The organism is Actinoplanes sp. M2I2 (assembly GCF_023544445.1).
Classification (GTDB): domain Bacteria; phylum Actinomycetota; class Actinomycetes; order Mycobacteriales; family Micromonosporaceae; genus Actinoplanes.
The window spans coordinates 1-14,014 of record NZ_JALPVJ010000017.1 but is presented as its reverse complement, the minus strand read 5'-3'; the positions used below and the strand labels follow the sequence as shown (position 1 = coordinate 14,014).

The 14,014-nt window shown below is 72.5% G+C and carries 14 protein-coding genes; 7 read left to right on the top strand and 7 right to left on the bottom strand.

Annotated features, from left to right (window positions below; translation table 11 throughout):
• Positions 1-197 precede the first annotated feature (197 nt).
• On the bottom strand, positions 198-1,079 hold the full coding sequence (locus tag HJC40_RS31060; protein WP_250006542.1) for an aldo/keto reductase: 882 nt from the start codon (positions 1,077-1,079) through the stop codon (positions 198-200).
• A gap of 177 nt (positions 1,080-1,256) precedes the next feature.
• Here HJC40_RS31060 and HJC40_RS31055 point away from each other — a divergent pair, with 177 nt between their 5' ends.
• Entirely contained in the window at positions 1,257-2,198 is a 942-nt protein-coding gene (locus HJC40_RS31055) for an AraC family transcriptional regulator (RefSeq protein WP_250006540.1), read from the top strand.
• On the opposite strand, the gene HJC40_RS31050 is transcribed toward HJC40_RS31055, so the two are convergent.
• Together HJC40_RS31050 and HJC40_RS31045 are read right to left on the bottom strand one after the other, a co-directional pair.
• Positions 2,159-2,650 (bottom strand): hypothetical protein, encoded by a 492-nt coding sequence (locus HJC40_RS31050; RefSeq protein ID WP_250006538.1) that lies wholly within the window; start codon positions 2,648-2,650, stop codon positions 2,159-2,161. The genes HJC40_RS31055 and HJC40_RS31050 overlap by 40 nt on opposite strands.
• Before the next feature lie 89 nt (positions 2,651-2,739).
• Positions 2,740-3,969: an MFS transporter gene (locus tag HJC40_RS31045; protein ID WP_250006536.1), complete on the bottom strand. Its 1,230-nt coding sequence runs from the start codon at positions 3,967-3,969 to the stop codon at positions 2,740-2,742.
• 118 nt (positions 3,970-4,087) lie between these two features.
• On the opposite strand from HJC40_RS31045, the gene HJC40_RS31040 reads away from it, so the two are divergent.
• The gene (locus HJC40_RS31040) at positions 4,088-4,516 is read left to right on the top strand and encodes a YciI family protein (protein WP_250006534.1); all 429 of its coding nucleotides are present in this window, start codon (positions 4,088-4,090) and stop codon (positions 4,514-4,516) included.
• 70 nt (positions 4,517-4,586) lie between these two features.
• Positions 4,587-5,861 (top strand): RNA polymerase sigma factor, encoded by a 1,275-nt coding sequence (locus HJC40_RS31035; RefSeq protein WP_250006532.1) that lies wholly within the window; start codon positions 4,587-4,589, stop codon positions 5,859-5,861.
• A gap of 7 nt (positions 5,862-5,868) precedes the next feature.
• Here the strand turns inward: HJC40_RS31035 and HJC40_RS31030 are convergent, their stop codons facing one another.
• On the bottom strand, positions 5,869-6,318 hold the full coding sequence (locus tag HJC40_RS31030; RefSeq protein ID WP_250006530.1) for a MarR family transcriptional regulator: 450 nt from the start codon (positions 6,316-6,318) through the stop codon (positions 5,869-5,871).
• A gap of 78 nt (positions 6,319-6,396) precedes the next feature.
• On the opposite strand from HJC40_RS31030, the gene HJC40_RS31025 reads away from it, so the two are divergent.
• Positions 6,397-7,155, top strand: a complete 759-nt coding sequence (locus tag HJC40_RS31025) for an SDR family NAD(P)-dependent oxidoreductase (RefSeq protein WP_250006528.1) — start codon at positions 6,397-6,399, stop codon at positions 7,153-7,155.
• Positions 7,156-7,188: 33 nt separating this feature from the next.
• Here HJC40_RS31025 and HJC40_RS31020 read toward each other — a convergent pair whose 3' ends face one another.
• Positions 7,189-8,181 (bottom strand): alpha/beta hydrolase, encoded by a 993-nt coding sequence (locus HJC40_RS31020; RefSeq protein WP_250006526.1) that lies wholly within the window; start codon positions 8,179-8,181, stop codon positions 7,189-7,191.
• A 168-nt stretch (positions 8,182-8,349) separates the two neighbouring features.
• Here HJC40_RS31020 and HJC40_RS31015 point away from each other — a divergent pair, with 168 nt between their 5' ends.
• Positions 8,350-9,720, top strand: coding sequence for an FAD-binding oxidoreductase (locus HJC40_RS31015; protein WP_250006524.1), 1,371 nt, complete (start codon positions 8,350-8,352; stop codon positions 9,718-9,720).
• A 47-nt stretch (positions 9,721-9,767) separates the two neighbouring features.
• Positions 9,768-10,697 carry an MFS transporter gene (locus HJC40_RS31010; RefSeq protein ID WP_250006522.1) on the top strand — a complete coding sequence of 310 codons (930 nt, stop codon included), beginning with the start codon at positions 9,768-9,770 and terminating at the stop codon, positions 10,695-10,697.
• Positions 10,698-10,788: 91 nt separating this feature from the next.
• On the opposite strand, the gene HJC40_RS31005 is transcribed toward HJC40_RS31010, so the two are convergent.
• Together HJC40_RS31005 and HJC40_RS31000 are read right to left on the bottom strand one after the other, a co-directional pair.
• Entirely contained in the window at positions 10,789-11,688 is a 900-nt protein-coding gene (locus HJC40_RS31005; RefSeq protein ID WP_250006521.1) for a pirin family protein, read from the bottom strand.
• 47 nt (positions 11,689-11,735) lie between these two features.
• Positions 11,736-12,476 (bottom strand): SDR family oxidoreductase, encoded by a 741-nt coding sequence (locus HJC40_RS31000; protein ID WP_250006520.1) that lies wholly within the window; start codon positions 12,474-12,476, stop codon positions 11,736-11,738.
• Positions 12,477-12,766: 290 nt separating this feature from the next.
• Between HJC40_RS31000 and HJC40_RS30995 the strand changes: the two genes are divergently transcribed.
• Complete coding sequence (locus HJC40_RS30995; RefSeq protein ID WP_250006518.1) at positions 12,767-13,414, top strand: TetR/AcrR family transcriptional regulator; 648 nt, start codon at positions 12,767-12,769, stop codon at positions 13,412-13,414.
• Positions 13,415-14,014: the final 600 nt, after the last annotated feature.

Sequence of the window (14,014 nt, the reverse complement as noted above, 5' to 3'; positions counted from 1 at the left end):
GTACATCGGTGATCGTCCGGTGAGTCAGGGCCTCAGGATGTGCTCGGCCGCCTTCTCGGCGATCATGATCGTCGGGGCCTGTCGGTGCCCGCCCGGCACGTTCCGACCAGGTGCCAGCCGGAGGTCTTTCCGATCTCAGGCTGAATCGCGATGGCGATGCTGTCGGCTGGGACGGCGAGGAAGCGACGTCGGAAGGATCAGGGCGCCGGGGTGGTCACCGGGGACGCGGAGAGCAGGGCGATCTGCTCGGGGGTCAGGACGACGCCGGCGGCCGCGACGTTCTCCTCGAGATGGTCGATCGACGACGTCCCGGGAATCGGCAGCATCACGTCGGCCCGGGCCAGCAGCCACGCCAGCGCCACCTGGGCGGCCGTGGCGCCCGTCTCCGCGGCCACCTGGGTGACCGCGCCCTGCGGCGCGGACAGCGTTCCGCTCATCATGGGGAACCAGGGGATGAAGGCGATGCGTTCGCGCGTGCAGTAGTCCACCACCGCCTCCCAGTCACGAGCCGCGAGGTTGTACATGTTCTGCACACTGACGACGTCGACCAACTGGCGGGCGGCTTCGATCTGCGGGACATCCACCTCGGACAACCCCACCGCCCGGATCTTGCCTTCGTCCCGCAGGTTCCTGAGCTCGCCGATCTGGTCCTCGAACGGCACCTGGGGATCCACCCGGTGCAGCTGATACAGGTCGATGCGGTCCACGCGCAGCCGCCGCAGGCTCAACTCGCACTGCTGGCGCAGGTATTCGGGCCGGCCGACCGCCACCCATTCGCGCCGGCGCGGCTGCGTCTGCCCGGCCTTGGTCGCGATCAGCAGATGCTCCGGGTACGGGTGCAGGGCCTCCCGCAGGAGCTCCTCGTTTCCGCCCAGGCTGTACGAGTCCGCGGTGTCGATGAAGTTCACGCCGAGCTCGACCGCGCGCCGGGCGACCCGGATGGCGCTGTCGCGGTCCGCCGGGGGACCCCAGAAGTCGGCATCGGCCAGTCGCATCGCCCCGAAACCGAGCCGATTCACGATTTTGCCGCCGAGATCGACCGTGCCGGCCCTGGTGATGCCGGGTGTGCTTGCCGCCATGATCTTCTCCCTGATCGGTGATTGCTCAACCGTAGGAAGACCGGAACGGCCGCGGATTGAACCACAGTGACGCCTGATGTAACAGGAGTGCCAGGTTCAGGGATCCGGCCCGGCCGTGACAGGGGCCATAGGCTGCCTGACCAGGCGTGCGGGGCGTTCCTGTTAACTTTGACCGGGATGAGCAACCCCGGGACCGGAGCTTTCACCCTCGATCTGCGCCGCGGCGGAGAAGGCCGTTCCTTCGTCGACCAGTGGCAGACCCATGTCGGCGCCGAGTTCGCGTTGCCGGCCTTCAGCCCGGCGACGAGCGCCGACTTCCGCTTCCGCTTCGAGGCGACCCGGGTGCAGGACGTGGCGATCACCGGCATCGACGGCGTCTCGGCCGCTCGGACGAGCGGCCCGGCGGCCGACGGCGACGAATACGTCCGGTTGTGGGTGGTACGGCAGGGCGAATGGGCCCTCGGCAGCTCACGGGGGGAAAGCGAGCGCCGGATCCCGGCCGGGCGGTTCCTCATGCAGCACGCCGGGCGGATGACCCACTTCGCCCTCCCGCCGCACACGACGGCGCAGGTGTTCATGCTGCCCGCCGCCGAGCTGGCGGCTTCGCTCAAGGGCCGGGCGGTGAGCGGGGACGCCGGCACGGCCGAGGTACGCCTGCTGCTCGCGCACGCGGCGATGGTCGGCCAGACGCTGTCCGACCTGGGTCCGGCCGGCGTCAAGGCGGCGCGGGACACGCTGATCGAGCTGGCTCACGCGGTGACGCTACGCGGCTTCGACGGCACGGATCCCCGCCTGGTCCCCGCCCTCGTCCGCTCCGCGAAGGAACTCGCCGTGCGTCAGCTCCACGACGCCGAGCTGTCCCCGTCGACGCTGGCCCGCGATCTGAACGTCTCCGTACGGACCCTGCACCGGGCGTTCGCCGCGACCGGGGAAACGGTGATGGCCTACATCCGCGATCAGCGGTTGGAGCAGGCGCACCGGGCCCTCGTCGCCTCGGCGGGCCGGCTGACCGTCGCGGAGGCTGCTGCCCGGTGGCAGTTCGCGGACAGCAGCCACTTCATCCGCCACTTCAAACGACGTTACGGCCGTACGCCCACCGAGCCGCCGCTCCGGCCGTGAACCGGGCCGGCCGGAACGTCGGCGGCCGGCCGGTATTCGTCGCAGTCACGGCCCCGTTCGGCCTGGGCCGGCGTCCGGCCGGCGCAGAGCCGCACCGGCGGTTTGACGCCACGGAACAGGTACGACGCCTCGACCCGGACCTGGGTCCGGCCGGGGCCACAGTGCCGGCCGAACGTCCGCCACTCGAGGCCGTCGGCCGGGCCGCTGCGGCCGACCTGAATGACCGCGCAGCCGAACAGGCTGCGCCCGGCCAGGGTGCCGGTGATGCGGAACGGGGGCACGGGCCGCTCCGGGTTGCCCATCATGTGCCGGTAGGTGCCGTGCGCGGCCACGCCGCCGGCCGTCAGGCGGAACGTCGAGGTCGGGGCGGCCGCGGCCGGTGCCGCGGCGATGCCCAGGCCGAGGCCGGCCACGACGACACCTCCGAGCGTACGGGCGATGAGAGCTCGCACAGCGGTGCTCCTTCGGGAAGGTGAACGGCAACCCGGACGGGCCGCCAAGAACACAACGCCGCAGGGGGCCCGGCGGACTCGAAGAGCACTCAGGAGGGTCGGCCCGGCGCCGGGGCCGGCTCGCCCTGGGCGGCGATGGCGGCGGGTTCGGCCCGCACCGGTACGAGCAGGGCGGCCAGCAGGGGGAAGGCGGCCACCACGGCGAAACTCGGGGCGAAGCCGGCGGCGGCGATGGTCACGGCCAGCACGGGCGGGGTGGCCGCGGTCAGCACGTTCTGACCGGTGGTCTGGATGCCGAGGGCGCGGCCGGCCCACGCGGAGCCCGCGTATTCGGCGACGGCTGTGAAGGACAGGCCGTTGCTGCTCACCGCGACCACGCCGAGCACGAGCAGCAGCGGCACGGCCAGGCTCGAGCCGAGCGCGGCGGCGGTGGCCAGCGCCAGCATCCCGGAGCCGGTGACGACCGCGATGATCCGCATGGGCCGCAGCCGGCTGCCCGTGCGGTCCGACCAGTACCCCGCGCCGAGGCGGCTGAGGGCGCCGAACAGCTGCGCGCCGGCCAGCAGATGCCCGGCGGCCGTGGCGGTCCAGCCCCGGGTGTCGGTCAGGAACACGAGCGCGAACGTGGTCACGGTGAACTGCGGGATCACGAGGAGCGCGCTGGCGGCGTGGATCCGCCACAGGCCGGCTGTGCGGTAGGGCGACGCCCGGGAGCGCTCCGGGTCCGGCACCGGCGCGCCCGGCGCGGACGGCTGAGGCGCGGGGTCGCGTACGAGAAGGACGGCCGCCGCCGCCGCGACCAGGAACAGGACCGCCAGGAACAGCAGCGGCACACCGGTGCCGCCCGCGGCCAGGGCCGGCAGCGTCGCCGCGGCGAGCGCGAGGCCGAAGGGTTGCGCGCTCTGCCGGATGCCCATCGCCAGCGCGCGTTCGTGCCGGGCGAACCAGCCCAGGATCAGCCGGCCACTGGCCAGCACCGACCCGCCGCCGGCGCCGGCCAGCGCGAGGCACACGGCCAGCCCCACCGGGCCGCCGCCGGCCACCCACCGGGCGGCGAGGAGCACGACGCCGGCCAGCCCGAGACCGGTGGACAGCACGACACGCTCACCCCAGCGGTCGGCCGCCGCGCCCCAGGCGATGAGCGTGAGCATCACCCCGACGGTCGGGCAGGCGACCAGCAGGCCGGCCTGTTCCAGAGTCAGCCCCTCGGCCCGGAACGCCGGGATGAGGTAGGCCAACCCGTACTGGAACGTGCTGCCCGCGGTCATCGCCAGCAGGCCGACGACCAGCATCAGCCAGCGCCTGCGGTCACTGGGCATCCGCGCGTACTCTCCCGTCCGATCGGCCGGCCGGCGAAAAACTTCCGGCCGGGTGTCGAGTGGGCCGGCCGCCGTTCGACGCGTAGGTGAGATGGCATCCTGACATGAGGAGACAACGATGCGGTTCATGGTGATCACCAAGGCCACGGCGGCGAGCGAGGCCGGCGAGCCGCCCACCACCGAGGACTTCGAGACGATCGGCGCGTTCATCCAGGAACTGGTCGACGCCGGCGTGCTGCTGGCCGCGGACGGCCTGCAGCCCAGCGCCGAGGGCGCCCGGATCTACTTCGACGGCGGCAAGACGACCGTGGTCGACGGGCCGTTCACCGAGACCAAGGAGCTCATCGCCGGCTACTACCTGGTCGAGACGAAGTCGCTCGAGGAGTGCGTCGAGTGGTTCCGGCGTTACCCGATCCGGCAGGCCGGCGGCGCGCCGGCCAACCTCGAGATCCGGCGGGTCTTCCAGGCCGAGGACTTCGGCGAGGAGTTCACCGCCGAGCAGCGCGACGCCGTGCAGAGGCGCGAGGCGACCGTGGCCGGCAACTGATCGGCGAGGCTTCCGGTACGCGCGGCGTGAGCACACTTGCCGCCGACCGCGCGGTGGGGTAGACGAGGGCGTGCCCACTGACACCCACCGCGCGATCGAGGCGGTCTGGCGGATCGAGGCCCCGCGGCTCATCGCCGGCCTGGCCCGGCTCGTCCGCGACGTCGGCGTGGCCGAGGAACTGGCCCAGGACGCGCTGGTCGCGGCGCTGGAGCAGTGGCCGGCCGAGGGCGTGCCGGACAATCCGGGCGCGTGGCTGACGACCACGGCCAGGCGCCGGGCCATCGACCGGATCCGGCGCGAGCAGACCTTCCGGCGCAAGGTCGAGGAGGCCGGCCGGGAGCTCGAGGAGTCGTCCCCGGACATCGGCGCGCTGGTCGCCGAGGACGACGGCATCGGCGACGACCTGCTGAGGCTGGTGTTCGTGGCCTGCCACCCGGTGCTGCCCACGCCGGCCCGCACCGCGCTGACCCTGCGCCTGCTCGGCGGCCTGACCACCGACGAGATCGCCCGGGCCTTCCTGGTGCCCGAGCCGACCGTGGCCCAGCGCATCGTGCGGGCCAAGAGGACCCTGGCCCAGGCCCGGGTGCCGTTCGAGGTGCCGCGGGGCGCGGAGCTGACGGCCCGGCTCTCCTCGGTGCTCGAGGTCGTCTATCTGATCTTCAACGAGGGCTACGCGGCCACCGCCGGCGACGACTGGATGCGGCCGGAGCTGTGTGCGGACGCCCTGCGGCTGGGCCGGGTCCTGGCCCGGTTGGCCCCGCGCGAGCCCGAGGTGCACGGCCTGGTCGCGCTGATGGAGATCCAGGCCTCCCGGACGGCCGCCCGCACCGGCCCGGGCGGCGAGCCGATTTTGCTGGCCGAGCAGAACCGGGCCCGCTGGGACCAGCTGCTGATCCGCCGGGGCCTGGCCGCGCTCCGGCGGGCCGAAGACCTGATCGAGGGCGACCCCGGCCCGTACGTGTTGCAGGCGGCCATCGCGGCCGGCCACGCCCGGGCCCGGCGCTTCGCCGACACCGACTGGGTGCGGATCGCCCGGCTCTACGAGCACCTGGCCCGGGTGGCGCCGTCCCCGGTGGTCGAGCTGAACCGCGCGGTGGCGCTGTCCATGGCGTACGGACCGGAGGCCGGCCTGGCGCTGCTGGACCAGCTGACCGCCTTCCCGGTGCTGCGCGACTACCACCTGCTGCCCAGCGTGCGCGGCGACCTGCTGGCCCAGCTGGGCCGGCACGCCGAGGCGCGGGCGGAATTCGTACGAGCGGCCGCCCTGACCCGCAACGAGCGCGAACGCACCCTGCTGCTCGCCCGCGCCGCCGCCCCGCCCGAACCAGCCCCGGGTCATCCCTGACGGCTACTCAATCGACTTCCGCGGTCAGGGTGAGCAGATTTCCGCGCACCTTCTCCAGCAGCTCCACCAGCAGGGCGCGCTGATCGTCGGCCAGGCCGGCCGTCGCGGTCTCGGCGAGGACGCGCCACGCCGCCTCGATCTGCGGGATGGCGGCCCGGCCCTTGCCGGTCAGCTGGATCCGGGTGGACCGGCGATCGCCCGGCACAGGCTCCCGCACGAACCAGTCGCCCTGGTCCAGGCGGCTGAGGCTGCGCGTGACAGTCGGCTGTTCCACGCCCAGGCGGGCGGCGATCTCCGAGACCGTCACGCCTCCGGGTTCCTGGCCGAGCATCCACAGCAGGACGTCCTGTCCCGGGTGCAGCCCGAGATCGCTCAGCACGTCGGCCTGCGCACCGCGGTACAGCTTGGCCACCTTGACCAGAGCCTTGTTGGTGGCCAGAACATCGGCGAGTTCCACCTGCGCAGTGTACGAGTTGACGCGTTCCCTTCCGGTGATACATAGTCGGCTAACTTATAGCCGACTATGGGGGTCACGATGGAAACCGGCTTGTCGCGCAAGGTCGCTCTGGTCACCGGCGCTTCCGGCGCCATCGGCACGGCCACAGCGCTCCACCTGGCAGCCGAGGGCGCCTCCGTGGCCGTGTCCTGGCGGACCAACCTCGACGGCGCCCGGGCCGTCGTCGACACGGTGACACGAGCCGGCGGCCGAGCCTGCGCGGTCCGGCTGGACCACGGCGATCCGGCGGCCGCGCCGGCCGTCATCGACGAGGTCACCGAGCGCCTCGGCCCGGTCGCCGCCCTGGTCGCCAACGCCGTGCAGTGGCCGTCCTTCGATGCCGACGAGATCGGTGGCCTGACCACCTCGCTGGCCGTCAACACCACCGGGCCGGCCGCTCTGATCGACGCGGCCCTGCCGGCCATGCGCTCCGCCGGCTGGGGACGTGTCGTCGTCGTGTCGACCGACATCGTCGAACAGCCCATGGCCGGGCCGCTCGCCTACGCCACAGCCAAGGGAGCGCTCGAGACCGTCGCGCGGGTGCTCGCCGTCCGCGAGGCGCGCCACGGCATCCTGACGAACGTCGTGCGTCCCGGCTTCACCCTGACCGACAAGGCGTTGAACGCCCCGTTCCCGGGACCGGAAGCCATCGCGGCGGAGTCGAGGAAGACGCCGACGGGACGGATCTGCACCCCCGACGACGTCGCCGCCGCGATCACCTATCTCGCATCGGCCGCGAACGGCCATGTCAACGGGCAGACGCTGTCGCTGGCCGGCGGCCGGGAACTCGTCCGATGACCGATCGGTGCGGGCGCAGGAACACCTCGTCGCTCAGACGCTCAGCAGCCTCTTGAGCCAGCGGATCTGGGCCGCGCGGGCGTCCTGGGAGATCGCGGCCTGCGGCGCCGTCCGGTCGAAGCCGTGGAAGCCGCCGGGCCACACGTGCAGCTCGGCCCGCCCGCCGGCCTGCCAGATGCGGCCGGCGTAGGCCACGTCCTCGTCGCGGAAGGTCTCGGCCGAGCCCACGTCCACGAAGGCCGGCGGAAGGCCCGACAGGTCGGTGGCCCGGGCCGGCGCGGCGTACGGGGAGACGTCCGGCCCGCCGCGGGCCGCCCCCAGCAGGGCAGTCCAGCCGGTGTCGTTGGCGGTGCGGTCCCACACGCCACGCCCGGCCATCTGGATCGCCGACGGGGTGTCCCGGTCGTCGAGCATCGGGCAGAGCAGCATCTGACCGAACAGCGCGGGCCCGCCGCGGTCCCGGGCCAGCAGGGCGACGCCGGCCGCCAGGCCGCCACCCGCGCTGGCCCCGGCGATGACGATCCGAGCGGGGTCGATGCCCAGCTCGGCGGCGTGCTCCGCGGTCCAGGCCAGACCGGCGTAGCAGTCCTCGACCGGCGCGGGGTGCGGGTGCTCGGGCGCGAGCCGGTACTCCACCGACACGATGACCGCGGGAATCTCGGCCACCCAGTCCTGCAGCACGTCCACGCCGCCGCGGTTGTTGCCGAACACCATGCCGCCGCCGTGCGTGTGATAGAGCCCGGGCAGCGGCGCCGGGTGCCCGGTCGGGGTCAGGATCAGCAGCTCGACGTCGGGGTCGCCGGGCGAGCCGGGCACGGTGCGGCGCGACACGGTGAAGGCCCCGCCGCGGGCGAGGTCCTCGTCGCTGAGGTCGGGCGGCGCACCCGCCCGCATCGGCTCGATCAGGTCCGCGGTCAGGGCCGGCGGCATCTGCTCGGCGATGACGTCCAGCACGGCCGCCACCTCGGGGTCGAAGGGCGGAGGCGGGCCGGCGGCGCCACCGGTCTCCGGCACAACAGACGTCATGAAAACCCCCTTGTCACGAAAAATCTCCGCCCAGTGTGTGACCTCGAGGACCCGGGCGCACGAGGGCCCCCGGGTGAAATATCCCCGCCATCCAAGGGCCGGGCGGCGGCGTAGGGTCGCTGTCATGCCGACGATCAGCATCAGCGAGGCGGCTCCGGGGTGCCTCGCATGAGGCAGCACCTGGACGGGCTCGATGTCGTCGTCGACCCCGACGTCCTCGACAGCCTCAGCCACGACGACGCCGAGTGGGCGCCGTACGGCCGGGCGGTGGCGGCCGTCCGGCCCCGGACCACCGAGGAAGTCAGCCGGGTGGTCGCGGCCTGCGCCCGCGACAACGTGCCGATCGTGCCCCGGGGCGCCGGCACCGGCCTGTCCGGCGGGGCCAACGCCGTGGACGGGGCGATGATCCTCGACCTGTCCCGGATGAACCGGATCGTCGAGATCGACGCCGACAACCTGACGGCCACCGTCCAGCCGGGAGTGATCAACAACGATCTCAAGGCGGCCGTCGCCGAGCACGGGCTGTGGTATCCGCCCGACCCGGCCAGCGCGCCCTGGTCGACGATCGGCGGCAACGTGGCCACCAACGCCGGCGGGCTGTGCTGCCTGAAATACGGCGTGACCCGCGACTACGTTCTCGGCCTGGAGGCCGTCGTGGGCGGGCCGGCCGGCGAGTACGGGACGGTGGTGCGGCTCGGGCGGCGAACCACCAAGGGCGTCAGCGGGTACGACCTGGCCGGGCTCTTCACCGGCTCGGAGGGCACGTTCGGCGTCCTCACCGAGGTCACGCTGCGGCTCCGCCCGGCCCGGCGCGAGGCTCCCCGTACGGTGGTCGGCGCCTTCTCCGGTGTCGTGGCCGCCGGCGAGGCGGTCGCCGCGATCACCCGGGCCGGCCTGCTGCCCGCCGCGCTCGAACTGCTCGACCGCACCTGCCTGCAAGCCGTCGAGGACTGGAAGCACCTGGGCCTCGAGGCCGACGCCGCCGCGCTGTTGCTGGCGCAGCTCGACCTGCCCGGCGCGGCCGGCGACGAGGAGGCCACCGCGGTGGCCGAGGTGTTCCGGGCGTCCGGCGCCCTGTGGGCCGAGCAGTCCACCGACGAGATCGAGGCCGAGGCGCTGTTCGCGGCCCGGCGGCTGGCCTACCCGGCGCTGGAACGGCTCGGCCCGGTGCTCACCGAGGACATCTGCGTGCCGCGTTCCCGCGTACCGGACATGCTGGCCTCCATCGAGGCGATCGCGGCCCGGCACGGCACGACGATCGCCACCATCGCGCACGCCGGCGACGGCAACCTGCACCCGCTGATCCTGGCCCCGGCCGGCGACGACCGGGCCCGCCGGGCCGCCCAGGCCGCCTTCGAGGACATGCTGAGCGCGGCGATCGGCATGGGCGGCACGGTGACCGGCGAGCACGGGGTGGGGCTGCTCAAACGCGACGGCATGCGGCAGGAGCTGTCGCCCGCGGTGCTGGCCATGCAGGTGGCCGTCAAACAGACACTCGACCCGCTCAACCTGTTCAACCCCGGCAAAGTCGTCGGCTGACCCGTGCTCAGCCCGCGCGACGCGAGCCGTGATCGCGCTCACCTCCGGTGAACTGGAAAGACCCGTACACGGAGCTGACCCGTCAAGTCGAGCAGACAGCGCCCAACCTGGTCGTCCTGCTGGCCGCGCGCCTGCTGATGGGCGTGAGCCTCGGCGGCTTCTGGGCCGTCGCGATCGCCATGTCGGCCCGCCTCGTGCCCAGCGACTACCTCGGTCGCGCCGTGACCGTGATCAACGCCGGCGTCTCGGTCGCCACGATCGCCGCCGTCCCGCTCGGCACCTGGCTCGGCTCTCTCTGGGGCTGGCGCGGGGTGTTCCTGCTCGCCGCGGGGGCCGCCCTGGTTGCGCTGCTCGTGCAGGCGGTGACCCTGCCGCGCTTCGTCCCGGACACGGCCGGCAGCCTCCGGGTTCTGGTCGTGACGCTGCGTTCGCGGTCGGTCCGGTTCGGGCTCGGGGCGATCCTGGTGGTCGTCGCCGGGCACTTCACCGGCTTCACCTACATCCGCCCGGCCGCGGAGAGCGTGTCGGGGATCGACGTCGCCGGGCTGGCGGTGCTGCTGTTCGCCTACGGGATCGCGAACGTCGCGGGCACGGCGGTCAGCGGCGTACTGGCCGACCGCGTGCTGCGGGGCGCCGCGCTGCTGTTCCCCGCGATGATCAGCCTGGGCATGGTGGCCATGGTCGTCACCGGCAGCACCCGGGTCGGGCTGTTCGTCGCGGCCGTGCTGTGGGGCTTCGGTTTCGGCGGCGTCCCGACCACGGCACAGACGTGGGCCGCCCGCACCGACCCGCAGCATCTCGAGCAACTGGGCGGCGTGACCGTGACGGTGTTCCAGATCGCGATCGCCCTGGCCGCGGTCGGTGGCGGTCTGCTGGTGGACCACATCGGGGTCACCGCCCCGCTGGTCGTGGGCGGCATCGCTGCGATCGTCGGCGGCCTGCTGCTCGCGAGCGCCCTGCGGCCGGCCGCGCGCTGACCGGCGAGCCGGCCGCCGACGCGGGGCGTCGCGGGCCAGAAGCACCGGCCCTTCTGGCCGCGACGGCAACCGCCGGCGTGCGGTGTGGTCGTCAGCGGTACTGCAGGCGGGCCTGGCGGGGAACCGCGCCGAAGCGGCCGGACCGGAAGTCGCGGTGCGCCTGAACGATCTCGGCCTCGGTGTTCATGACGAACGGGCCGCCGAACACGACGGACTGCCGCATCGGCCGGCCGCTGAAGGCCAGGACGACGGCCGGCTGGTCGCTGTCGCCGGTGCGGAGCGCGATCGTCGACGATTCCGGGCCGCCGCCGGGCAGCGGATCGGACCAGCCGGTCTGCCCGGTGGTCAGAGTGCGCCCGGCAATGGTGACCGTCCCGCTGAGCACCGTGAAGAAAGTCCGGTCGTGAGCGGGAAGCGTGTGCGGCAGGGTGCGGTTCGGTTCCAGGGTCAGGGTGGCGCCGGTGATCGGCCAGTGGTTCTTGGCCGGGCCGGTGTGGCCGCCGGCCTGCCCCGAGATCAGATCGATGCGGGTGCCGTCAGCCTCGATGACCGGCCGTTGCGCGGCGAGCAGGTCCTGATAGCGGTTGTCGACCATCTTCTGTTCCGCCGGCAGATTCACCCACAACTGCAGGATGTGAGCGCGTTCGTTGCGGAACGCGAGCTCGCGGTGGATCACGCCGCGGCCGGCCGTCATCCACTGGACGTCCCCGGTGGACAGGGTGCCGGCGTGGCCGATGTTGTCCCCGTGCTCGAGGACGCCGTCGAGGACGACCGTGACGGTCTCCAGGCCGCGGTGCGGGTGCCACTCGAAGCCGGGCGACGAGAACAGGTCGTCGACGAGCACGAGAAACGGATCGGTCAACGTCGGCGACTGCGGGGTGAACAGCAGGGCCTTGTCGTCCACCTGCTGATCCGGACCCAGATGCAGGCGGTCGTCGACCCGGTCGATGGTGCGTTGCTGGAGAGCGGGCCGTTGCTGGAGAGCGGGCATTGTGTTCCTCCAGCCGATCAAGTTGAGGTGTCTCACCGGACGACGAGCTAGATCTGCTCGGCGCCGCCGTCCACGAAGATCTCCGAGCCGGTCATGAAGCTGGACTGATCCGACACCAGGAACAGCGCCGCGTTGGCGATCTCCTCGGGGCGCCCGATCCGGCCCATCGGGATCTTGGTGGCAAGCTGCTCGAACAACCCCTGCGGGTTGCCGGGCACGAGGCCGCCCAGGCCGGGCGTCTCGGTCGGGCCGGGAACGATCGTGTTGACCCGGACGCCGCGCCCGACCAGTTCGCCGGCCCAGGTGCGGCCCAGCGAGCGGATCGCGGCCTTGCTGGCGGCGTACAGCCCGAACGCCGGCTGCCCGTTGCCCGCCGAGCTCGAGCCGGTCAGCACGATGGCCGCGCCCGGGTTGAGCAGCGGCAGCACCTTCTGCACGGTGAAGATCACGCCGCCCACGTTGGTGTTGAACGTCTGCTGGTAGTCCTGCCAACTGACCGAGTCGAGCGTGGCGAACTCGCCGATGCCCGCGTTGACGAAGACCGCGTCGAGCCCCTTGCCGTAGTCCCCGATCACGGCGGCCAGCCGGTCGAGGTGGTCGAGGTCGCTGACGTCGCTGCGCACACCCGTAGCGTTGCCCACCTCCTTGACCGCGTTGTCGAGGCGCTGCTGATCGCGTCCGGTGATGAAGACGTGCGCGCCCTCGGCCGCGAACCGGTGCGCGGTGGCCAGGCCGATCCCGCTCGTACCCCCGGTGACCAGTGCAGTCTTGCCGTCCAGCTGTCCCATCGCACTACCTCCCTGTTGCCCGGCCGAGCATTCCCGCACCCGAACCCGGACCAAATCAATCGCTTGTTTTAATTTACGAACACACCTCGATGTTGTCAAGCAACTGTTTGACTTTCGTCCGCCCACCGCTCGAGGGACCCGGCGGCGGGTTTCCGGCCGCAGGCTCCTGGCCGGGGCGACAACCGTCCGCTTCCGCTGAGACCTGGCCGCCGGGCACCGTACGGTCGTCGCCGCGCCGAGCGGAACGCCGTCGAGTTGACAAGAAATCAAGCGTTTGTTTCAGTTCTGCCATGGCTTCGGAACGGTCGGATCTGCGCCGGGAGGCCGGTCAGCGCACCCGCGAGTGCCTGCTGCGCACGACGTTGCAACTGCTCGCGGCACGCGGCCCGGAGGGTCTCTCGCTGCGGGAGGTCACGGAGACCGCCGGCGCCAACGTGGCCGCGGTCAGCTACCACTTCGGCTCGCTCAAGGCCCTGCGCGACTCAGCCGTGGAAAGCGCGTTGGAGAGCTACCTGGACGCGCAGCTCGATGCGCTCGCCCCGCTCTCCGCCGACTCGACGCTGGCCGAGCTGGCCGCGGCGTTCGCCCGCCCGATGATGCAGGCCCTGGCCGTCGGCGGAGCCGAACTCGCCATCCTGCGCACGGTGGCCCGGGTCGGCATCGATCCCCCCGGCAACTGGGGCCGCCTGACCCCGAAGTTCGAACAGACCCGCACCGACGCGCTCCGGGTGCTGACAGCGCGCCTGCCCGGCGTCGCCCACGAGGAACTGGTCTTCCGGACCCGGTGTGCCGCCGGCCTGCTGAACTGGCTGGTCCTGGCCCCCATCGGGGCCGAACTGGCCACCCAGCCCGCCGAGCGGATCGAGCAGTGGCTGGTCCCCGTCCTGACCGGAGCCCTCGAGGGACACGCGTATCCGGACACCACGACCATCGGCTGAGGCGGGCTGGACCGTCGCGGGAGCGAGGGGTGCCGGCGGCGTGGCGCAGTGAGGTCGCCGACCGGCCTCCTTCGCCGTGACCTCCCGGCCGACGAGGCCGCGTTCATGGCGGAGTCTCAAGCTCCCTGGGGGCTCGCCGCGACGCCGGCGGCCGGCCGTGTCCTTCGCGTTGCGGTTGAACGGTCGCCCGGTTCTGGGCATACGGCGTCGATTCACCCCCGGGGGCGAGGGCGAGGTGCCGGCGCATCGAGTCGGCGCTGCCCGGTCAGCTGCGAACGGCAACGAGGTGGACTCTGGAAATTCGTGCGCCCAGTCTCTGCGCTGATGCAGCAACCATTGCAGGGGGCTGAAGCCGGTTTCGGTGCGGAGTCGGCGTCGTGCGGTGTTGTGGGGCCTGCTGGGCCCGAGAGTCCGAATCCCCCGGCTGTCGTCGCGGGCGACGCGGCTCCTCTCCACCCACCCCGCAGGGTCCCCTCGAGGGATTTCCCCGACGCCTCGGCAGGCAGTCCATTCCTAGCCTTACGGCATCAGTTCCAGCAAATCCTAGGAGTAAGCAATGAGTGAAAACCGGCCAACGGTGGTCCTGGTCCACGGCGGCTT

Excerpts from the sequence above, each read along its gene's own strand:
- HJC40_RS31060 (WP_250006542.1), bottom strand. The coding sequence starts at position 1,079 with ATGGCGGCAAGCACACCCGGCATCACCAGGGCCGGCACGGTCGATCTC.
- HJC40_RS31055 (WP_250006540.1), top strand. The coding sequence starts at position 1,257 with ATGAGCAACCCCGGGACCGGAGCTTTCACCCTCGATCTGCGCCGCGGC.
- HJC40_RS31045 (WP_250006536.1), bottom strand. The coding sequence starts at position 3,969 with ATGCCCAGTGACCGCAGGCGCTGGCTGATGCTGGTCGTCGGCCTGCTG.
- HJC40_RS31040 (WP_250006534.1), top strand. The coding sequence starts at position 4,088 with ATGCGGTTCATGGTGATCACCAAGGCCACGGCGGCGAGCGAGGCCGGC.
- HJC40_RS31025 (WP_250006528.1), top strand. The coding sequence starts at position 6,397 with ATGGAAACCGGCTTGTCGCGCAAGGTCGCTCTGGTCACCGGCGCTTCC.
- HJC40_RS31020 (WP_250006526.1), bottom strand. The coding sequence starts at position 8,181 with ATGACGTCTGTTGTGCCGGAGACCGGTGGCGCCGCCGGCCCGCCTCCG.
- HJC40_RS31015 (WP_250006524.1), top strand. The coding sequence starts at position 8,350 with ATGAGGCAGCACCTGGACGGGCTCGATGTCGTCGTCGACCCCGACGTC.
- HJC40_RS31005 (WP_250006521.1), bottom strand. The coding sequence starts at position 11,688 with ATGCCCGCTCTCCAGCAACGGCCCGCTCTCCAGCAACGCACCATCGAC.
- HJC40_RS31000 (WP_250006520.1), bottom strand. The coding sequence starts at position 12,476 with ATGGGACAGCTGGACGGCAAGACTGCACTGGTCACCGGGGGTACGAGC.
- HJC40_RS30995 (WP_250006518.1), top strand. The coding sequence starts at position 12,767 with ATGGCTTCGGAACGGTCGGATCTGCGCCGGGAGGCCGGTCAGCGCACC.